The organism is Mesorhizobium vachelliae (genome assembly GCF_033977325.1).
Taxonomy (GTDB): Bacteria; Pseudomonadota; Alphaproteobacteria; order Rhizobiales; family Rhizobiaceae; genus Mesorhizobium; species Mesorhizobium vachelliae.
The window spans coordinates 136,097-156,851 of the sequence record NZ_JAVIIR010000005.1 but is presented as its reverse complement, the minus strand read 5'-3'; the positions used below and the strand labels follow the sequence as shown (position 1 = coordinate 156,851).

General features: G+C 64.3%; 19 protein-coding genes. 13 read left to right on the top strand and 6 right to left on the bottom strand.

The window, feature by feature from the left end; all coding sequences use genetic code 11:
• Positions 1-19 precede the first annotated feature (19 nt).
• The 5 genes from RFM41_RS12965 (at position 20) to RFM41_RS12945 (ending at position 5,361) form a co-directional block, all read left to right on the top strand.
• Positions 20-748 (top strand): GntR family transcriptional regulator, encoded by a 729-nt coding sequence (locus tag RFM41_RS12965; protein ID WP_320249163.1) that lies wholly within the window; start codon positions 20-22, stop codon positions 746-748.
• A 479-nt stretch (positions 749-1,227) separates the two neighbouring features.
• Positions 1,228-2,367, top strand: coding sequence for an aminotransferase class V-fold PLP-dependent enzyme (locus RFM41_RS12960; protein ID WP_320249164.1), 1,140 nt, complete (start codon positions 1,228-1,230; stop codon positions 2,365-2,367).
• A gap of 102 nt (positions 2,368-2,469) precedes the next feature.
• On the top strand, positions 2,470-3,255 hold the full coding sequence (locus tag RFM41_RS12955) for an ABC transporter substrate-binding protein (RefSeq protein ID WP_320249165.1): 786 nt from the start codon (positions 2,470-2,472) through the stop codon (positions 3,253-3,255).
• 111 nt (positions 3,256-3,366) lie between these two features.
• Complete coding sequence (locus RFM41_RS12950) at positions 3,367-4,041, top strand: amino acid ABC transporter permease (RefSeq protein WP_320249166.1); 675 nt, start codon at positions 3,367-3,369, stop codon at positions 4,039-4,041.
• A gap of 39 nt (positions 4,042-4,080) precedes the next feature.
• Complete coding sequence (locus RFM41_RS12945) at positions 4,081-5,361, top strand: cysteine desulfurase-like protein (protein WP_320249167.1); 1,281 nt, start codon at positions 4,081-4,083, stop codon at positions 5,359-5,361.
• A 307-nt stretch (positions 5,362-5,668) separates the two neighbouring features.
• Here RFM41_RS12945 and RFM41_RS12940 read toward each other — a convergent pair whose 3' ends face one another.
• From RFM41_RS12940 to RFM41_RS12915, 6 genes are all read right to left on the bottom strand, one after another.
• A complete protein-coding gene (locus tag RFM41_RS12940; RefSeq protein WP_320249169.1) occupies positions 5,669-6,496 on the bottom strand; it encodes a dipeptide ABC transporter ATP-binding protein in 828 nt (275 codons plus the stop codon).
• Positions 6,493-7,344, bottom strand: a complete 852-nt coding sequence (locus tag RFM41_RS12935) for an ABC transporter ATP-binding protein (RefSeq protein WP_320249171.1) — start codon at positions 7,342-7,344, stop codon at positions 6,493-6,495. Before RFM41_RS12935 ends, RFM41_RS12940 begins: the two co-directional genes overlap by 4 nt.
• On the bottom strand, positions 7,344-8,252 hold the full coding sequence (locus tag RFM41_RS12930; protein WP_320249173.1) for an ABC transporter permease subunit: 909 nt from the start codon (positions 8,250-8,252) through the stop codon (positions 7,344-7,346). The genes RFM41_RS12935 and RFM41_RS12930 overlap by 1 nt, the downstream gene beginning before the upstream one ends.
• On the bottom strand, positions 8,253-9,260 hold the full coding sequence (locus tag RFM41_RS12925) for an ABC transporter permease subunit (RefSeq protein ID WP_320249175.1): 1,008 nt from the start codon (positions 9,258-9,260) through the stop codon (positions 8,253-8,255).
• A 51-nt stretch (positions 9,261-9,311) separates the two neighbouring features.
• On the bottom strand, positions 9,312-10,910 hold the full coding sequence (locus RFM41_RS12920) for an ABC transporter substrate-binding protein (protein WP_320249177.1): 1,599 nt from the start codon (positions 10,908-10,910) through the stop codon (positions 9,312-9,314).
• 194 nt (positions 10,911-11,104) lie between these two features.
• Positions 11,105-12,106, bottom strand: a complete 1,002-nt coding sequence (locus tag RFM41_RS12915; RefSeq protein WP_320249178.1) for a LysR family transcriptional regulator — start codon at positions 12,104-12,106, stop codon at positions 11,105-11,107.
• Positions 12,107-12,266: 160 nt separating this feature from the next.
• On the opposite strand from RFM41_RS12915, the gene RFM41_RS12910 reads away from it, so the two are divergent.
• The 8 genes from RFM41_RS12910 to RFM41_RS12875 all read left to right on the top strand — a co-directional run bounded on the left by RFM41_RS12910 (position 12,267) and on the right by RFM41_RS12875 (position 20,709).
• Entirely contained in the window at positions 12,267-13,130 is an 864-nt protein-coding gene (locus tag RFM41_RS12910) for a D-amino-acid transaminase (RefSeq protein WP_320249516.1), read from the top strand.
• Positions 13,131-13,163: 33 nt separating this feature from the next.
• Positions 13,164-14,012: an ABC transporter substrate-binding protein gene (locus tag RFM41_RS12905; RefSeq protein WP_320249180.1), complete on the top strand. Its 849-nt coding sequence runs from the start codon at positions 13,164-13,166 to the stop codon at positions 14,010-14,012.
• A gap of 4 nt (positions 14,013-14,016) precedes the next feature.
• Positions 14,017-15,135 (top strand): amino acid ABC transporter permease, encoded by a 1,119-nt coding sequence (locus tag RFM41_RS12900; RefSeq protein ID WP_320249182.1) that lies wholly within the window; start codon positions 14,017-14,019, stop codon positions 15,133-15,135.
• 3 nt (positions 15,136-15,138) lie between these two features.
• Complete coding sequence (locus RFM41_RS12895) at positions 15,139-15,882, top strand: amino acid ABC transporter ATP-binding protein (protein ID WP_320249183.1); 744 nt, start codon at positions 15,139-15,141, stop codon at positions 15,880-15,882.
• A gap of 25 nt (positions 15,883-15,907) precedes the next feature.
• Positions 15,908-16,936: a DmpA family aminopeptidase gene (locus tag RFM41_RS12890; RefSeq protein ID WP_320249184.1), complete on the top strand. Its 1,029-nt coding sequence runs from the start codon at positions 15,908-15,910 to the stop codon at positions 16,934-16,936.
• Entirely contained in the window at positions 16,933-17,733 is an 801-nt protein-coding gene (locus RFM41_RS12885) for a M55 family metallopeptidase (protein ID WP_320249186.1), read from the top strand. The genes RFM41_RS12890 and RFM41_RS12885 overlap by 4 nt, the downstream gene beginning before the upstream one ends.
• Before the next feature lie 283 nt (positions 17,734-18,016).
• On the top strand, positions 18,017-19,993 hold the full coding sequence (locus RFM41_RS12880; protein ID WP_320249188.1) for a long-chain fatty acid--CoA ligase: 1,977 nt from the start codon (positions 18,017-18,019) through the stop codon (positions 19,991-19,993).
• Between the two features lie 71 nt (positions 19,994-20,064).
• Complete coding sequence (locus RFM41_RS12875) at positions 20,065-20,709, top strand: class I SAM-dependent methyltransferase (protein WP_320249518.1); 645 nt, start codon at positions 20,065-20,067, stop codon at positions 20,707-20,709.
• Positions 20,710-20,755: the final 46 nt, after the last annotated feature.

Genomic DNA, 20,755 nt, shown 5'->3' with positions numbered 1-20,755 from the left:
ACCCAAGGAAAGCAAAAGCGTGGCTCTGGGCTTCGAACCCGTATCGGGACGCATCACCGTCCAGGATGGCGTCTACCAACAGCTTCGCCATGCCTTGATGGTCGGCAGCTTCGATCCAGGGCAGGTGCTGACCATCGCCTCGCTGGCCGAGGCCTTCGGCACCTCGAATATGCCGGTGCGCGAGGCGCTGCGCCGGCTGGCGGCGGAGAACGCGCTGGAGATCTCGCAGAACGGGTCGGCCTGCGTGCCGGTGGTGACACGGGCGCGGCTCGACGACCTCTGCCGGGCCCGGCTCGCCGTCGAAGGGCTGGCCGCCGAGCTCGGCGCGCCCCGCCTGACCGCGGCCGATGTCGCTTCCCTGCAGAGGGTCACCGACGACCAGCAGGCGATCGGCCGCGACGGCAGCATCTACGAGCTGATCGCCAAGAACCAGCAGTTCCACTTCACCATCTACCGCGCTTCCGGCTCCGACGTGCTGTTCCAGCTGATCGAGACGCTGTGGCTGCGCTTCGGCCCCTATATGCGGCTCTTGTCCAACCATGTCGCGCCGCTGATGCGCGCCGGCACGATGGAACCTTCGGGGCGTCATGCCGCGATCATCGCGGCCATCAGAGACAAGGATTTTCCGCGCGCTCGCGACGAAGTGGTGGCTGACATCACAGCGACGCAGGAAACCTTGCGCACGATCTGCCCCGACGTGCCGGAGCCCCGCGCGGTGGATTTCGCCGCCTTTGGCAGGGCGCCCTGAAGATCGACGACTGACAGGAGTATCGCAACGGAGCCCTCCCAACGTCGTCCTTGGACGGATCGACGCGAAGTGGATGCCTTCACTTCTGAACGCTGCTGCGGTGCGGGCAATTCGGAATGCTGGGGGGACAGCGCCCCCCTCTGCCCTGCCGGGCATCTCCCCCACAAGGGGGGAGATCGGATGTCGCGCCCGCTTTCGCCAATCGCCAACGCTGCAGGAATGGCGCCTTCGGCGACGCTGCCAATTGTGGGGGAGATGTCCGGCAGGACAGAGGGGGGCGCGAAGGATCACGGCCTATCCCTTCAACCTGGGACGAGCTGACAGGCGCTCCGGCCATTCTCCACAGTGCGTGTTCGGGGCGGCTCCTGGACCAAAACAATCGCCCATTTTTGTCTGCCGAACCGGTTTTCTCTTCCTTGCTGCCGATTGATCCCTATCGCATTTTGTGATCACATGATCACAAGGGAGCGAGACAACAAATGTCCGGCTATTTTCTCTATCATTCGATCGGCACTTTCCCGGGCAAGGCCGAAGCGATGGCCGCCGCGCTGGCGGATTTTGCCGGCATATGGTCGGCCGAGGATGACGGCCAATGGCCAGCGGCCCTTGCCGCGCGGCAGCGCTTCATCGAAGCCTGGACATGGCTGATCGAGGCCGCGCAAGGCACATTGACCACTGCCGAGAATGTCACGGCCGCCCTCTACAGCCTGATCGGCGGCCTGCCGGCCGAGCGGCTGGCGGGAAAAAGGCTGCTGGTTGCCGGCGATTGTTTCCCGAGCCTGCATTTCCTGCTTGCGGGCCTGGCCGAGCGCTTCGGCTTCACGCTCGACACGGTGCCGCTGCGGCCGAGCGAAAGCTGGGTGCGCGACGAGGATTTCATCGCCCGCTGGCAGGATGATGTCGGGCTTGCGCTCATCACCTTCGTCACCTCGACAGCCTCGCATCGCTGCGATGTCGGGCGGCTCGCCGCGCATGGCCGCGCCATGGGCAGCATTGTCGGCGTCGATGTCACGCAAGGCATTGGCGTGGCGCCGTTTTCGGTTGCCGCGACGCCGGTCGATTTCGTCGTCTCCACATCGCTGAAATGGCTGTGCGGTTCCTCCGGCGCCGGCATATTGCAGGTCGCGCCGGAATTGTTGGCGACCTGCCGGCCGGAACTGCGCGGCTGGTTCAGCCAGCCGAACCCGTTCTCCTGGGATCTCGACGCCTTCGCTTACGCCGACGACGCGCGCCGCTTCGACCATGGCACGCCGGCGATCCTCGCAAGCATCGCGTCGCTGCCCGGGCTGCAATGGGTGGAGAAGACCGGCATCGACGCCATCCGCGCGCAGAATACCGCGCTCGTCGAGCGCATCATCGGCGCGGCGCTCGACAATGGCTGGACGCTGCGTTCGCCGCTCAATGCCGGTGAGCGCGGCGGCAGCGTCATGCTCGGCCTGCCGCAAGGTGTTGAGGCGGCGAAGATTATCGCTTCGCTGCGGAACGAGCGGCTCTACTGCGACGCGCGCGGCACGACGCTCAGGCTGTCGCCCGGTATGGTCACCACGGAAGCAGCGGTCGATGCGCTGATCGCCAGGCTCCAGGAATATATCGGCTCGCGGCATCGCCGCGCATCCTGATTGCAGGCACCGCCTCGCCTGCGGCGCCTGGGAGTTGGGCGCCAGAAGAAGCGGAAGAGGAAATGAGTCACTTTCGACGTGGCCGAACCAGAGGGAAGCACAATGTTGAAACGTCTAGGACTGATTGGGGTGGTCATTGCCGCGGGCGTGGCCTTCGCGGCGCCCGCCTTTGCCGACAAGATCATGGTTGGCGCCTATCCGGCCAACCCGCCATGGGAATACAAGACCGATTCCGGCAGCTTCGAGGGTTTTGAGATCGACGTCGCCAACGACGTCGCCAAGCGCCTCGGCGCGGATGTCGAGTTCCAGGACCTCGGCTTCCAGGCGCTGTTCGCGGCGACCGCTTCGGGCCGCATCGACTTTGCCGTGTCCTCGATCTCCGTCACCAAGGAGCGGCTGCAGAACCAGGGCTTCACCCAACCCTATTACGACAGCGACGGCACCATCGTCGGCAAGGCGGATTCCGCCATCAAGTCGCTCGACGACCTCAAGGGCAAGACCATCGGCGTCATCGCCGGTTCGACCGGCGAAGCCTATATGAAGGAAAACGCCGCCAAGCTCGGCGTTGCCGAGACCAAGAGCTATAACGCCCAGCAGGACCTTCTGCTCGACGTGCAGAACGGGCGCATCGACGGCGGCGCCGGCGAGCTCGCCGGCTTCCTGTTCGCCATCAAGCAGATGCCGGCGCTGAAGATCCTGGTGCGGATCCCGACTGGCGAGCGCTTCGCGATGATGACCAAGAAGGGCCATCCGCTGCTCGAGAAGGTCAATGACGCTATCACCGCCATGAAGAAGGACGGCACGATGGCCGCGATCCACAAGAAGTGGTTCGGCGTCGATCCGGAAGCCGGCACCAGCACCGTGACGCCGGGGCCGATCCCGCAATAAGCCGGCTAATCAACCTCTTTGGAGGAGCGCCGGCGACTGGCGCTCCTCATCTCCAATCCCTCAGGCCTGTGCGAACGCGGCAAGGTCTGGCGCTGCCTTGACGGTGAAGCGATGGAACTGATCGACACCTTCTTCAACTGGGGCATCCTGGTCCGATCCTTTCCGATCCTCATTCGCGGACTCGGCAATACCATCCTGCTCGGCTGCGCCGCGATCGTCTTCGGCACCATCGCCGGACTGGCGATCTGCCTCGTGCGGCTCTATGCGCCAAAGCCGTTGAGGCGGCTGGCGACGCTCTATATCGACATGTTCCGCGCGCTGCCGATCCTGGTGGTGCTGATCCTGATCTATTACGCCCTGCCCTTTATCGGCATCCGCCTGTCGTCCTTCGTGTCGGCCGCATTGGCGCTGTCGCTGGTGCTCGCGGCCTTCACCGCGGAAGTCTGCCGCGCCGGTATCGAGAACATCCCGAAAGGCCAGTTCGAAGCGGCGGCCGCGCTCGGCCTGCCCTTCTGGGTCGCCATGCGCAAGGTGGTGTTGCCGCAGGCGATCCGCGTCGTCATCCCGCCGCTGACCAGCAACTGCGTCTCGGTGTTCAAGGACACCGCGCTCGCCTCCGTCGTGGCCATGCCCGACCTGTTGAAGCAGGCGACCGACGCGCAGGCGATGATGGCCAACCCGACGCCGCTGATCGGCGCCGCGATCATCTATCTCGCCTTCCTGTGGCCGCTGGTGCGGCTGGTCGGCTATCTCGAAGAGCGCGGCAAGGCCCGGTCCGCTCACTGATCCTCACACTTGAAATCGATGACCTGAAGGAGACGCCTCGTGAACCAGCACCATGTTTCGAAAGCGCAGGAGGGCGCCGCCTCGTTCCCGGTCGAGAAGATCCGCGCCATGTTCCCGGCGCTTCAAAAGGCTGGCGACTTCATCTTCATGGACAATGCCGCCGGCGCGCAGATCCCGCAAAGCGTGCTCGATGCGGTGACCAATCATCTAGTTGGACACAATGTGCAGCGCGGCGGCCGCTATGGCCGCAGCGTGACGGTCGACCAGTCGGTCGCCGATGCGCGGACAAGCGTCGCGCTGCTGATCAACGCCTACAGCCCGTCCGAAATCTGCTTTGGCATGAACGCCACCTCGTTCATCCGCCTGGTCAGCCTCGGCATCGGCCAGATGCTTCAGGAGCGTGATGAGATCGTCATCACCGACATGGATCACGACGCCAACATCGCCACATGGCTGGCACTGGAACAAGCCGGCGCCAAGTTCAAATGGTGGCGCATGCGCGAGGACGGCAACCTGCATGTCGACGACCTCAAGCCGCTGATGTCAGACCGCACCCGGCTCGTCGCCTGCACGGTGACGGCGCATTCGATCGGCTCGATCGTCGACGTCGCTTCCGTCGCCAGGATCGCGCATGCGGCCGGCGCGGAGGTGTTTCTCGACTGCGTGCATTACGGGCCGCACGGGCTGATCGACGTGCAGGCCTGGGACTGCGACTATCTCGTCTGTTCCGGCTACAAGAATTTCTCGCCGCATATGGGATTCCTGTGGGGCCGCTTCGAAACGCTGAAGCGGCTGCCGACCTTCCGCGAGGATTTCATACCCGACGAGCCGCCCTACAAGGTCGAGGCCGGCACCTTCATCTACGAGAATGTCTCGGGCATGGATGCGGCAGTGCGCTACCTGGAATCGGTCGGCCGTAATTTCCTGCCCGAGAACAACCGCTCGCGGCGCGACAACATCGTCGCCGGCATGGGCGCCATCCGCGACTACGAGCTGATGCTCGCGCGCGAGATGATGAAGGTGCTGAAGGATTGCGGCGCGACGATCTACGGCGTCGCCGACGAGACGCGCATCCATGAGCGCGTGCCGACCTTCTGCTTCAACATCGGCACGCTCTCGCCGCAGCGGATCGTCGAGGAGATGGCCGCCATGCAGATCGGCATCCGCGACGGCCATATGTACGCGCCGCGCCTGATGAAACGGCTAAACCTGTCGATGGACAGCGGCGCGATCCGCGTCTCGCTGGTGCACTACAACACGGTCGAGGAAGTGCGCCGGTTTGGCGAGGCGCTGCGGGCAATTATCGCGAAGCTGTCGTGATCCGACCTCTTCATGAGATGCTGGCGGGACAGCGCCCCCCTCTGTCCTGCCGGACATCTCCCCCACAAGGGGGGAGATCAGACGTCACGCGGGCTTTCGCCAATCTCCAAGGTGGCAAGATTGTACGAAGCGCCAAAACTGCCAATCTCCCCCTCGTGGGGGAGATGTCCGGCAGGACAGAGGGGGGCGCGAAGGAACGCCATCCTTCGAACTTAGATCGCTGCACGGACCATGCGCGCTGCTTCGCAGCGCTCCGCCCTAGAATGAAGACCTCTGGGCTAGCACCCTCTAGGGGACGAAGCAGACGCTAAGCCGCCTTCTTCTTGGCCAGCCTTGCCTTGATGCTCGCAATGTCGGCGCGAGGCGTCGCGGCGAACAGGGTCTTGGTGTAGGCGTGCTTGGGGTCGGAGAAGACCTCGTCGCGCGGACCGTATTCGACGGCTTCGCCGAAATACATGACCATCACGTCGTCGGCGATATAGCGCACCACCGACAGGTCGTGGCTGATGAAGACGTAGGTCAGCTTGAACTCGTCCTGCAGGTCGGCAAGCAGGTTCAGCACCTGCGCCTGTACCGAGAGGTCGAGCGCCGAGACCGGCTCGTCCAGCACCAGCAGACTCGGGTTCAGCATCAGCGCGCGGGCAATGGCGATGCGCTGGCGCTGGCCGCCCGAGAACATGTGCGGATAGCGGTTGTAATGCTCGGGTCCGAGGCCGACCTTCTTCAGCATCTTCATCGCTAGGTCGCGGCGCTCTTCGGCCGGCTTGTCGGTGTTGATCAAGAGCGGCTCGCCGAGCACGTCGCCGATCTTCTGGCGCGGGTTGAGCGAGCCATAGGGGTTCTGGAAGACGATCTGCACCTTGCGGCGCATCTCCTTGGTGAGCCCGTCCTTGGCGATGTCGACCTTGTTGCCGTCGATGAAGAGCTCGCCAGAGGTGGCCGGATCGATCAGCGTGATGATGCGGGCGAGCGTGGATTTGCCGCAGCCGCTCTCGCCGACGATCGCCAGCGTCTTGCCCTTCTCGACGCTGAAGGACACGCCCTTCACTGCATGCACGGTGCGCGCGCCGCGGAACAGGCCGCCGCCGACATGGTAGTCGCGCTTGATGTCCTTGCCTTCGACGACCTTGGTCATGCGCCGGCTCCTGAAGGTGCGGGCTCGAACAGCATGTCAGCGACGGTCGGCAGCCGGTCGCCGACGGCGTTGTCCGGCAGCGCCGAGAGCAGCGCGCGCGTGTAGTTGCTCTTCGGCGATTCAAAGAGCGACAGCACGTCGGCCTCTTCCATCTTGCGGCCCTTGTACTGGACGATAACGCGGTCGGCGGTCTCGGCCACCACGCCCATATTGTGGGTGATCATGATCAGGCCCATGCCGTATTTGGCCTGCAGCGAGACCAGGAGATCGAGGATCTGCTTCTGGATGGTGACGTCGAGCGCGGTGGTCGGCTCGTCGGCGATCAGGAGCTTCGGGTTGCAGGCGATCGCCATCGCGATCATCACGCGCTGGCACTGGCCGCCCGACATCTGGTGCGGAAATGAATTCAGCCGCTCCGCCGGTTCCGGAATGCCGACCTGCTTGAAAAGCTCGATGGCGCGCGCCCGGCGCTGGGCCTTGTCCATCCCCATGTGGAAGCGCAGCACTTCCTCGATCTGGAAGCCGACGGTGAAGCAGGGATTGAGGCTGGCGATCGGCTCCTGGAAGATCATGGCGATGTCCTTGCCGACAATCTTGCGGCGATCGGCCGGGCTGATCTTCAGAAGGTCGCGGCCGTTGAAGGTCATGCGGTCGGCGGTGACGGTGGCCGTCCACGGCAGGAGTCCCATCACGGCCAGCATCGACACCGATTTGCCGGAGCCGGATTCGCCGACGATGGCGAGCACCTCGCGCTCGTCGACATGGAGCGAGACGCCGTCGACGGCGCGGAACGGGCCGGACGCCGTCTGGAATTCGACGACGAGGTTCTGGATGTCGAGCAGCGCCATCACGACCTCCTGAGCTTGGGATCAAGGGCGTCGCGCAGGCCGTCGCCGATCAGGTTGATGGCAAGCACGGTGATGAGGATGGCGAGGCCGGGGAAGGTCACCACCCACCAGGCGCGCAGGATGAATTCGCGCGCCGAGGCAAGCATCGTGCCCCATTCCGGCGTCGGTGGCTGCGCGCCAAGGCCGAGGAAGCCGAGAGCCGCCGCTTCGAGAATGGCGTTGGAGAAGGACAGCGTGCCCTGGACGATCAGCGGCGCAAGGCAGTTGGGCAGGATGGTGGCGAGCATCAGGCGCAGGTGACCGGCGCCGGCGACCTTCGCCGCCACGACATATTCGCGGCTCTTCTCGGCCATCACGGCGGCGCGCACCAGACGGGCGAAATGCGGCTGCAGCACCAGCGCGATCGCCAGCATGGCGTTGAACAGGCCGGGCCCCAGGATGGTGACCAGAACCAGCGCGAGGAGCAGCGACGGGAAGGCCAGGATCAGGTCCATGACGCGCATGATCGCGACGTCGACCCAGCCGCGGAAATAGCCGGCGAGCAGGCCGAGCGTGATGCCGCCGGTGAGAGCCAGCGTGACCACGACCGCGCCGATCAGCAGCGAGAAGCGCGCGCCGTAGAGCAGCCGCGAAAGGATGTCGCGGCCGACCGGGTCGGTGCCGAGCAGATATTGCGTCGAGCCGCCTTGCTGCCAGGCAGGAGGCCTAAGGAACGCGGCCTTGTCCTGGATGTCGGGCGCATAGGGTGCGAGCAGCGGCGCGAAGAGCGCGGCGAGCACCAGAAGGATGAAGACGAACAGGCCGATGACGGCGCCGCGGTTCACCGAGAAATAGTGCCAGAAGGTCTTGAGGCCGGTGAGACGATCCGGGCTGCCGGCGGCCATCGGAGCGATTTCGGTCTGGCTCATTTATGCCGCCCTGATGCGTGGGTTGATGACCGCGTAAAGCACATCGACGATGAGGTTCACCGCCATGACGATGAGCGCGACCAACAGCAGACCCGACTGCACGACGACATAGTCGCGCTTGAAGATGGAATCGACCATCCATTTGCCGATGCCCGGCCAGGCGAAGATGGTCTCGGTGAGGATGGCGCCCGCAAGCAGCGTGCCGACCTGCAGGCCGATCGTGGTGACGACGGGGATCAGCGCGTTGCGCAGCGCGTGCACGCCGATGACGCGCGCCGCCGAAAGGCCCTTGGCGCGCGCGGTGCGGACATAGTCCTCGCCCAGCACCTCGAGCATGGCCGAGCGAGTCTGGCGCGCGATCACCGCCAGCGGAATGGTGCCGAGCACGATCGAAGGCAGCACAAGGTGGCTGAGCGCGGAGCGGAACGCGTCCCATTTGCCGTAGAGCAGGCTGTCGATGGTCATGAAGCCGGTGATCGGCTTGAAGAAGAACTGCAGGCCGATGCGGCCCGAGACTGGCGTCCAGCCGAGATAGCCGGAAAAGAAGATGATGAGCAAAAGGCCCCACCAGAAGATCGGCATCGAATAGCCTACAAGCGCGGTGCCCATCAGCGACTGGTCGAACCAGGAGCCGCGCTTGACGGCGGCGAAGATGCCGGCGGGGATGCCGATGATCATGGCGAAGACCATGGCGAAGAAGGACAGTTCCAGCGTTGCCGGGAAGAGCGTCTTGAACTCCTCGAGCACCGGCCGCTTGGACGAGATGGAAACGCCGAAATCGCCGGTGGCGACCTCACCGACATAGCGCGCATATTGCTCCCAGATCGGCAGATTGTAGCCGAACTGTTGCTTGAGCTCTTCGTAGCGGGCGGGGGCGACGCCATGCTCGCCGGCCATGGCGAGGATCGGATCGCCGGGCAGCAGTCGCACGAAGGCGAAGGCGCAGATGGTGATGCCGACCAGGGTCGGGATCAGGAGGGCGATTTTGTTGAGAAGATATCGGAGCATCGTAAAGTGGAAACGGGGCGGCGCGAATTTGCGCCGCCCCGTTCGCAAATATTACTCGGACTTGTCAACACCGTCGAAACGGTGAATGCCGAGCGGGTCCATCTTGAAGCCGGTGACGTTGTTGCGAACGACCGCGTAGACCTGGCTGTGAGCCAGCAGGAAAGCGGGCGCTTCCTTCGCGAAGATCACCTGCGCCTGCTCATAGAGCTTGGTGCGCTCGGCCTGGTCGCTGGTTCTCTTGGCCTTCTGGATCAGGTCCTCGAAGTCCTTGTCGCACCAGCTCGAATAGTTCGAGACGCCGATCGCCGAGCAGGCAAAGAGGGTGGCGAAGAAATTGTCCGGATCGCCATTGTCGCCGGTCCAGCCGACCTGGAAGGCGCCCGGACGGTCCTTCTTCTTGCCTTCCTCGCGGTACTTCGTCCACTCGTAGTTGACGATGTTGGCCTTGACGCCGACCTTGGCCCAATCGGCCTGGATCAGTTCGGCGGCGCGCTGGAAGTTAGGATTGTAGGGACGGGCGCGATCCGAGGCCCAGAGCTGGATCTCCTTCAGCCCGGCATCGGCCAGCACCTTCTTGGCCGCTTCCGGATTGTAGGCGTCGGTCTTCACATCCTTGTTCCACGACCACATGGTCGGCGGGATCAGGTTCTCGGCCGGCGTGGCGCCGGCATCCTGGAACAGCGACTTGATCAGAGCCTCCCGGTCGATCGCCTGGTTGAGCGCATGGCGCACTTCCGGCTTGTCGAGTGGCGGGATGGTGGTGTTGTAGCTCATATAGCCGATGTTCAGGCCGGCCTGATCCATCAGGGTCACGTCCTTGTTGGCCTTGATGGTGGCGATGTCGGCCGGGTTCGGATAGACCGTCACGTCGCATTCGCCGGCCAGCACTTTCTGGATGCGGGCGGTCGCGTCAGGCGTGATGGCGAAGACGAGATCGTCGATCTTTTCCTTGCCCTTGAAGTAGTCGGGGTTGGCCGCATAGCGGATGACCGAATCCAGCTGGTAGTCGACGAACTGGAACGGGCCGGTGCCGACCGGCTTGGTCGAGAAGTCGGCCATCTTGCCTTCCTTCTCGAGCTGGTCGGCATATTCCTTCGACACGATCGAAGCGAAGTCCATGCCCAGATTGGCCAGCATCGGCGCGTTCGGCTCGGTCAGCGTCAGCTTGACGGTGAGGTCGTCGACCTTTTCCCACTTGGCGACATATTTCGGCATGTCCATGCCGGTGTAATAGTCCCAGGTGAGGTTCGGCAGATACTTGGCGCCGTTCCACGGATTCTGCTTGTTGAACTGGCGATCGAAGGAGAAGACGACGTCGTCGGCGTTAAGGTCGCGCGTCGGCTTGAAATAATCGGTGGTCTGGAACTTCACGCCCGGATGCAGATGGAAAGTATAGACGAGGCCATCGTCGGAAATTTCCCACTTGTCGGCGAGACCAGGCTCGATCTCGGTGCCACCGTGCTTGAATTCGACCAGTCGCGAATAAACGGTGCGCGAAGACGCGTCGAAGTCGTTACCGCCGGTCGTCGTACCGGGATCGAAATTGGCCGGCGACGCTTCCGAGCAGTAAACAAGCGTCTTGGCACTGGCCATGCCGCTGAGGACGCTTGCAGCCAGCAACGCGGCTGCAAAAGCCATTGTCTTTTTCATTGAGCACTCCCTGATGTTCTCTCAAGCCCCTCTATCAGGCTCGCGAAGGGCGCATATAAGCACCGTTTCTTCGCCTTTGGAACACCTCGTTTGCTTACCCCATGGGCAGCAGGAAAAGAATCCAATTTTTGCGCAGATTGTAGAAAATTCGAGTAGATTTTTCTGTTCACGACTATGTTAACGATTGAATTTTTTTATTGATCGCCAGCACCGCGAAATCGCGCAGCGCCGACCGTGGTCAGTGGCTCGACGGCTCCGCCGCCGGTCCCGTGCAAGGCGAGGGCCTGGGCCGCTTTCCAGAGATTGCCGGTGCCCGGACTGCTGCTGTCGAGAGCGCGATACAAACGTATCTGAAGGTCGAGCTGCCAGCCATCGCCTTCGGCCGCCGGCACGAGGGAACCGGCGCGAAGTTCGTTTTCGACCAAGCTCTCCGGAAGCCAGCACAGTCCCGTGCCTGTGAGAGCCAGGGTCTTCAATCCGGCGCTGATCGTGTTCTCGTGCACGGTGCGGCGCAGGAAATCAGGTCTCGCGGCAAAAAGGCGCTGCAGCGCCACGCCGAAGAAGGAGCTGAAGCCGTAGCTGAGATACGGCACCGGAAGCCGCTCGGCCACGGCCCGCTCCAATATGCCGGCGCCGGGCACGACCTGGCCGCGGATGCGAAGCTCGGGGGCGCTGACGGGAATCACCTTGTCGTTGCCGATGACCACGAAATCGAACCGTTCCTGGTCGAGGTGGAAGGCAACGTCCTGGTGCGCGTATGTCAGAAAGAAATCCGCCTCGCCATCGGTCAGTGCGGTCAGGTTGGCCTCGATCCCGCCGCGGTCGGGAATGAGCGATGTCCGCAGGCCAGGTATCTTCGCCTCCAGGCCGCGAAGCCAGTTCGGAAAGAAGGTTACCGTCAGCGTGTGCAGGGCGGCGAGCCGGATCATCCCCGCCTCCGCCACCGGCTGCAGCATTTCCCTGGAAATGTAGAATACGCGAATGGCTTCCCTCGCCACCGGCAGGAAGTTCCTGCCCGCGGGCGTTAGCTCGGCGGGCATGGTCGCGCGGCTGATCAGCGTGGCGCCGAGCCAGGCCTCCAGCTGCTTGATCCGCCGGCTCAACGCCGACTGGGTGACGTGCCGAATCTCGGCTGCGCGCGAAAAGGAGAACGTCTCCGCTACCGCCACGAAATCCTCGAGCCATTTGAGTTCCATTTGCGCCTCATGCTGCGTTTTGGCGCCCGAAGTCCAAAGGCAATGCTTTGATTTACCACCGTTATGCGGTTTTGGAATGGGGCTTTGTCGAAAATGAATTGGCGAAAGCCGGCAAAGGCTGAACAGAGTGCGGCGCAACGATGAAAGGGGTGCGGCGCGCGTGGGACGGATCGTCTACTGCAACGGTGATTTCATGCCGGAGGAAGATGCCCGCATCAGCATCTTCGACCGGGGCTTCCTGTTCGGCGACGCGATCTACGAGGTGACGGCGGTACTTGCCGGGCGGCTCATCGATAACGACCTGCATCTCGACCGGCTGGAACGCTCGCTGGCCGCGCTTTCGATCCCGATGCCCACGCCGCGGTCTCGGCTGGAGCAGATCCAGGCCGAGCTGATGGCGCGCAATGGTCTTTCCGAGGGCACGATCTACCTGCAGGTTTCGCGCGGCGAAGCCGATCGCGATTTTCTCTATCCTGAGGGACTCGCGCCGAACTTCGTCGCCTTCACGCAGGCCAGGAAGCTTGCCGACACGCCCGCGCAGCGAAACGGCATCGCCGTCGACCTTGCCGAGGATCCGCGCTGGGCCAGGCGCGACATCAAGACCGCGATGCTGCTTGGCCAGGTGCTGGCGAAGCGCCAGGCGCGCGCGGCAGGCTACGACGATGTCTGGATGGTGGAAGACGGGCTTGTGACGGAAGGGGCGTCCTCGACGGCGTTCATCATCACCACCGACGGCCGCGTCGTCACACGGCCGAACTCGCGATCGACCTTGCCGGGCTGCACCCGCAAGGCCGTTCTGCGGCTTTGTGGCGATCATGGCCTGCGGCTCGAGGAGCGAGGCTTCTCACCGGATGAAGCAGGGGCGGCCGCGGAGGCCTTCGCCACCAGCGCATCCTCCTTCGTCATGCCGGTGGTGAAGATCGCCGGCTCCGCCATCGGCGACGGCCGCCCCGGTCCGATGACCCGTCGGCTGCAGTCATACTACATCGAGGCCGCGCTGAACGCCGAGCCGCTCCATCCATAACCATAGCCGGAAGACCACCAAGAGGAGAACTACATGAAATTCAACAGCAAACTGATCGGCCTTGCCTTGGGCTCTGCGCTGACCATGGCCGGCACCGCTGCCAGCGCGGCCGAGGGCTACGGCGAATGCAAGCTCTACGGCAAGCAGGGCACCGAGCACATCACACCGGCGGTTGCGGGGCAGCTCACCGTCATTATCAACCTGCCGGCCGTCGGCGAATTCAACGGCGACACGCCGGAGACGGTCACGAGCGGTCGCGAGTTCTGCATGGCGGTCAACATCGCCCATCGGCTCGGGCTCGAAAAAGTCGTGCTGAAGAACGCGTCGTTCGATTCCATCGTCGCGGGCCAGAACAAGGATTTCGACATCGCGCTGGCGCTGATTTCGGTGACCGAGCCGCGCAAGAAGGTGGTCGACTTCTCGACACCCTATTCCTTCGGCTCTTACGGGCTCGCGGCCAAGGCAGGCGGGAACGTGACGGAGGAAAACGTGCGCGATGCCAAGTTCGGGACGCAGGCCGGCACGACCATGGTGTCGTGGGCGCAGGATACGCTGAAGGCGAAGAACCTCTCGGTGTTCGACGACACCGGCGCGATGTTCACCGCCGTTGCCGCCGGCAATGTCGACGTGGTGATGACGGAACTGTCGATCGTCCTCGGACAGGTCGCCGCCTCGAAGGGCAAGCTCGCGGTGATCGGCCAATACGAGACCGGCGGCGAGACCGCCGGCATCTATCCCAAAGGGTCGTCCGCGAAACCGGTGATCGACAAGGTCATCGCCGATATGAAGCAGGACGGCACGTTGAAGGATCTTGAGGCCCGATATCTCGCGCCTGCCTGGGGCGGCAAGACTCCGGCCGACGTCCCGGTCTGGAAATACTGACCCCATGGCGGCACCCGACAACCTCGCGGTGTCGGACGAAGCCGGGCGCGCCGCCGAATGGCGCGCCCGAGCCGTTACCCGCACCCATCGTGGCCGTACGGCGCTGACGCTTGCCGTGGCCGTCCTGACGTTCCTGGCCGTCGCCGTCTCGGCCCAGCATATCGGCTCCTTCGCGGTCTCCCAGGGCATCGCGGCCGCGGTCGTGATGGTGCCCGCGATCGTGATGGCCCTGGCCGCCGCGCTCGTGTTGGTGATGGCGGCGCGGGCCTTCCTGAAATCGCTCGCCGCAAGCCGCGACGCCGATGTCTACGCCGCCCGCGCGCTTGGGGCGGAGGCTTCGATGGCGGCATGGCAGGCGATCTCCTGGTGCGGAGCCCTGTTGATCGTGGTCGCCTGCGCCTGGTTCATGGTGGTGAACGACGCCGCCGTCAGCCGCACCTTCTTCGATCTCGCGCTGATCCGCGAATCGGCGGGCAAGGTGCTGTGGGCCTTCGGCACCAACATCGCCATCTTCGTGGTCTCGGCGGTGCTCATCCTCGTCTGGTCGCTGGTGATTGCCGTCGCCCGCACGCTTCCGGGCGACGCGGGCCGGCCGCTGCGTGTCCTGGCGATCGCATATGGCGATCTTTTCCGCGGCCTGCCGGCAATCATCACCATCTATCTGATCGGCTTCGGCCTGCCCCTCACCAACCTGCCGGTGCTGTCGCACCTGTCCTCGACGGCTTATGCGATCATCGCGCTGACCTTGACCTATGGCGCCTATACGTCGGAGGTTTACCGCGCCGGGATCGAGGGCGTGCATCACAGCCAGGTCGCCGCCGCCCGTTCGCTCGGACTGAGCCATTTTCGGACCATGCGCTATGTCATCGTGCCGCTTGCCGTGCGCAACATCATTCCGCCGCTGATGAACAACTGCATCAGCCTGCAGAAAGACACGGCGCTGGTGGCCATCATCGGCACGATCGATGCGTTCAACCAGTCGAAGATCATTGCGGCAAACAACTTCAACCTGTCCGCTGTAACCACGGTGGCGATCCTGTTCATCGTCATCACCATTCCGCAGGCACGATTCGTCGATCGGCTGATCGAGCGCGACCGGCGCCGCATGCGGGCAGGAGGTTGAGGCATGGCGCTGCTGGAAATCAACGGCGTCACCAAACGCTACGGCACGCTGGAGGTCATTTCGAACCTGTCGCTGTCCGTGGACGAGCATGAGGTGATCTGCCTGATCGGCCCATCCGGCTGCGGCAAGTCCACACTGCTGCGCTGCATAAACCGGCTCGAGGAGATTTCGCTCGGCGAAATCCGTATCCATGGCGACCGGATCACGGGACCGGGCGTGGACCTCGACCGGCTGCGGCGAGATATCGGCATCGTCTTCCAGGGATACAATCTTTTTCCGCACATGACGGTGCTGGAGAACACGACGCTGGCGCCGCTGAAGGTGGTAGGCATGAGCCGGCGCGAAGCAAGGGACAAGGCGATGGCCTTTCTCGAGCGCATCGGCCTGGCCCACAAGGCCGGCGACTATCCGGACCGGCTTTCCGGCGGCCAGCAGCAGCGTGTGGCCATCGTGCGCGCGCTGATGATGGATCCGATGCTGCTTCTGCTGGACGAAATCACCTCCGCCCTCGATCCGGAGCTGGTGGCCGAGGTGCTCGACATCGTGCGCGACCTCGCGGCACGCGGGATGACGATGATGCTTGCCACGCATGAAATGGGCTTTGCTCGTGAAGTCGCCGACAGAATCTGCTTTCTTCAGTCCGGGACGGTTTATGAGCAGGGGCCACCCGCGGAGATCTTCGGCAACCCGAAAGGCGAACGCACGGAGGCTTTCCTGCGCAGCTTGAAGAAAGCCGGACGCCTCTGATCGACCAACGATGAAAGGCTCGGTGATGCCGTCAGCACGCGATTTCGGATTGGCTTTGGGTCTTTTGCCGCAAGGGCCGCTCAACGCCATCACCGATGTCCGCGGGGTGACGGTTGGCCACCATACGCTCGACGGCCAGCGCACCGGCGTCACCGCCGTCCTGCCGCATCAGGGCGACCTGTTCCGCCAGAAGGTTCGCGCTGGCGTCGAGGTGATCAACGGCTTTGGCAAATCCGTCGGGCTCATGCAGGTCGCAGAATTGGGTACGGTCGAGACGCCCATGCTGCTGACCAACACGTTTTCGGTCGCTGCTTGCGCGGAAACGCTGATCCGCCGGGCGATCGCGGCGAACCCGAAGATCGGGCGCAAGACATCCACCGTCAATCCGCTGGTGTTCGAGTGCAACGACGGCGCCATCAACGACATTCAAGCAATGGCCGTCACCGCAACCGACGCCGAGGCGGCGCTCGCCAATGCCGGAGGGGGCGAGGTGCCGCAGGGCGCGGTCGGCGCGGGGACCGGCATGACCGCCTTCGGCTTCAAGGCGGGGATAGGATCGGCCTCGCGCCTGATGCGGATCGAGAAGCATGACTATGCGCTTGGCGCCCTGGTGCTGGCGAATTTCGGGCGGGCCGGTGACCTCATGCTGCCGGACGGGCGGCGTCCGAGTCCACCCGACGCGGCGAAAGCGGAAAAGGGTTCCGTCATCGTCATCCTCGCCACCGACCTGCCGCTCGGCGACCGCCAGCTTCGCCGCGTGGCGCGCCGGGCCGGCGCCGGGCTGGCGCGCCTTGGCGCCTTCTGGGGCAACGGCAGCGGCGACATCGCGCTCTGCTTCACGACGGCCGATCCGGTGCCGCATGAGCCGGGGAACGCCTTCCAGCCGGTCCGGCAGCTCGCCGAGGATCGGATCGACTTGCCCTTCCGCGCCGCCGCCGAGGCGACACATGAGGCAGTGCTCAACGCACTGTGCGCCGCGCCCGCGATGACCGGTTGCATGGGGCGGACGTTTCCGGCGCTTTCCGACTGGTTGAGGGAGAACCCGTTGCCATGAAGATATTCCTCAGCGCCGATATCGAAGGCACGGCCGGCATCGCCCATTGGAACGAGGCCGACCGAAACCATGCCGATTACCGCGAGTTCCGTGCCTTGATGACGGCTGAGGTGGTTGCCGCCTGCGAGGGGGCGCGCGCCGCCGGCGCCGAGCAAGTCGTGATCAAGGACGCCCATGATAGCGGCCGCAACCTGATCCTCGATCTTTTGCCCGACTATGCCCGCGTCATCCGCGGCTGGTCGGGCCATCCCGACGGCATGATGTTCGGCCTGGCCGACAGTTTCACGGCCGCGCTCTATATCGGCTACCATTCCAAGGCGGGGACCGAGACAAACCCTCTCGCCCACACAACGACGACCCGTATCTCGCGGCTGCTGCTGAACGGCGAGGTCGCTTCCGAGTTCACGCTGAATGCGCTTTGCGCGGCACGCCATGGCGTGCCTTCGGCATTCCTGGCGGGTGACGCGGGAATCTGCGCCGATGCCCGCGCGATGATCCCGGGCATAGGGACAGTCGAGACGCTCGAAGGCGCGGGACCGGCAGCCAATTCGCTCGCGCCAACGCGAGCGCGGGCGCTGATCCGCCAAGGTGTCGAGGCAGCCTTGTCGCGCGACCTTTCCACGCTCATGCCGCAAGCCGCGGAGACTTACGAAATAATCGTGGAGTTCTGCAATCCGGGCGATGCTTACCGGGCCTCCTGGTATCCCGGCGCACGGTCCCACGGCGCTCGAGCGGTGGCCCTGGCCGCAACGCAATTCTTCGATATTCAACGGGCGCTGCGCTTCATCCTGGTCTGAGCTTCGCCCGAGAGCGGCACGAGCCCTCGCAACCCGATCGACCTCAAAGATCTTGCGCCCGCTTCACGGGCCGAATGGCATTTTGCTTCGGCCGTCGGATGCGTCTTGGCGAATGGCCGGCGAATAGATCTTTCCCGAGCCATGCCGCAGAGGCAAGGCTTGCACGGCCGCCGATAGACGCAATACATAGACGATGGGTGGGATTTCCCGGAAAATCCGGACCGGCGTGGAGGACGCTTCTTTGCGAGGCGGCGCCCAGATCGAAGGCGACAGGGAGAGACAGGTGGCAAAAGCAGCCAAGACGACAGCCACGGCGAAAGCAAAGGCCAAGGCCGCCGCCGAAAGCGATGCGCCCAAGGCTGTGAAGGCGGCCGCCACGCCGAAGACGAAGACGGCCGCCAAAGCAGCGCCTGCCAAGGCAGCCGCAAAGCCGGCCGCCGCCAAACCCGCAGCGGCAAAGCCCAAGGCCGCGACCGCGAAAGCGGACAAGCCGGCAACCGCAAAAGCGGAGGCCGCCAAGCCGGCCGCCGTCCCACCTGCCCCGAAGGGCCTGCCGAAGGAGATCACCCAGCTCACCGTCGGCCTGCCGGAAAAGCCGTGGCTGAAAAGCTATCCCAAGAACATGCCGGCCGAGATCGGCGCCCTGCCCTACAAGTCCATCGGCGAGTTCCTGGTCGGCGCCTGCAAGCAATTCGCCGGACGGCCGGCCTTCGTGTGCATGGGCAAGTCGATTACCTATGCCGAGCTGGAGCGGCTCTCGGCCGCGTTCGGCGCCTACCTGCAGGCGAGAGGTCTGGAGAAGGGCGCGCGCGTGGCGCTGATGATGCCGAACGTGCTGCAATATCCGGTGGCGATGATGGGCATTCTGCGCGCTGGCTACACGGTGGTGAACGTCAATCCACTCTACACGCCGCGCGAACTGGAACATCAGCTGAAGGATTCCGGCGCGCAGGCGATCGTCATCCTCGAGAACTTCGCCGCCACGCTGCAGGCGGTGATCGCCAAGACGCCGGTCAAGCATGTCATCGTAGCCACCATGGGCGACATGCTGGGCGGCCTCAAGGGCGCCATTGTCAACCTCGTCGTGCGGCGGGTGAAGAAGATGGTGCCGGCATGGTCGCTGCCCGGCCATGTCAAGTTCAATGCCGTGCTCAAGACCGGCGCGACCATCGCTTTCAAGCCGCCCACTGTCTCCGGCGACGACATCGCCTTCCTGCAATATACGGGCGGCACCACCGGCGTCTCGAAGGGCGCTGTGCTGCTGCACCGCAACGTGCTTTCGAACGTCGCGCAGAATTCGCTGTGGGTGGAGGACGCCTATACGGTCAAGCCGAAGCCTGCGCATCTCAACTTCATCTGCGCGCTGCCGCTCTATCACATCTTCGCGCTGACGGTGAACGCGCTGATGGGCATGCAGCAGGGCGCGCAGAACGTGCTGATCCCCAATCCGCGCGACATCCCGGGCTTCGTCAAGGAATTGGCGAAATACCCGATGCACATCTTTCCCGGTCTCAACACGCTGTTCAACGCGCTTCTCAACAATGAGGAGTTCCGCAAGCTGGACTTCAGGCCGCTGATCCTGACGCTGGGCGGCGGCATGGCGGTGCAGAAGGGCGTCGCCGAACGCTGGAAGGCGCTGACCGGCTGCCCGGTGAGCGAAGGCTACGGGCTCTCCGAAACCTCGCCGGTGGCGACCGCCAACAAGTTCAGCTCGGCCGATTTCACCGGCACGATCGGCCTGCCGCTGCCTTCGACCGAAATCGCCATCCGCGACGATGACGGCAACAACGTGCCGCTCGGCGAGGTGGGCGAGATCTGCATCCGCGGCCCGCAGGTGATGGCCGGCTATTGGAACCGGCCCGACGAGACCGCCAAGGTGATGACCAAGGACGGCTTCTTCAAATCCGGCGACATGGGCTTCATGGACGAGCGCGGCTACACCAAGATCGTCGACCGCAAGAAGGACATGATCCTCGTCTCCGGCTTCAACGTCTATCCGAACGAGCTGGAAGAAGTGGTGGCGCACCACCCCGGTGTGCTGGAAGTGGCAGCGATCGGCGTGCCGGACGAGCATTCCGGTGAGGTGCCCAAATTGTTCGTGGTCAAGAAGGACCCGGCGCTCACTGTCGAAGCGCTGATGGCCTATTGCCGCGAGAACCTGACCGGCTACAAGCGGCCGAAATTCATCGAGTTCCGCACCGAGTTGCCGAAGACGCCGGTCGGCAAGATCCTGCGGCGCGCGCTGCGGGACCAGGCTTGAGCGATTATTCCGCCGGCGAGACACCGGGGCGAGGCAACAGCCTCGATCCGGCGGACTTCATCACGGCGAACATGCGGCTGGCGCCGGTGCCGTCAGTGCCGGAGATCCGGCTCTACCAGGCGCATCCCGGCAGCGGCCTGCGGCGGCTGCTCGAACCGGATGACGACAGCGGCGCGGCCGAGCCACAGCCGCCCTACTGGGCCTATGCCTGGGCCGGCGGCGCCGTGCTGGCGCGCTATGTCCTCGACCGACCGTCGATCGTTGCCGGCAAGCGCGTGCTCGACCTCGGCGCCGGCTCGGGGCTGGTCGGGATCGCGGCGGCAAAAGCCGGAGCGCGCGCGGTGACCGCCGCGGAGATCGACCGCAACGGCCTGGCGGCGATCCGCCTCAATGTGCAAGCCAATGGCGTCGCCATCCAGATACGCGACGGTGACGTCACCGCCGGTGCGCCGCCGGCGGTCGACCTGGTGCTCGCTGGCGACGTCTTCTACGCTCGGGATGTCGGGCAACGGATGATGCCTTTCCTCGACCGCTGCCTCGCCGCCGGCATCGATGTGCTGGTCGGCGATCCCGGCCGCGCCTGGCTGCCGAGACCTCGGCTCTGCCTGCTCGGCGAATATCACGTACCGGATGTCGGCGGAAACGGCGGCAGCGAGCCGAAGCCAAGCGCCGTGTTCGCGCTGGTGGCGGAAAACGTTAGAGCGGTTCAGCGTTAGATCGAACCGCTCTAACTCTTTGTTTTCACGCAATTCCGGACGGGAG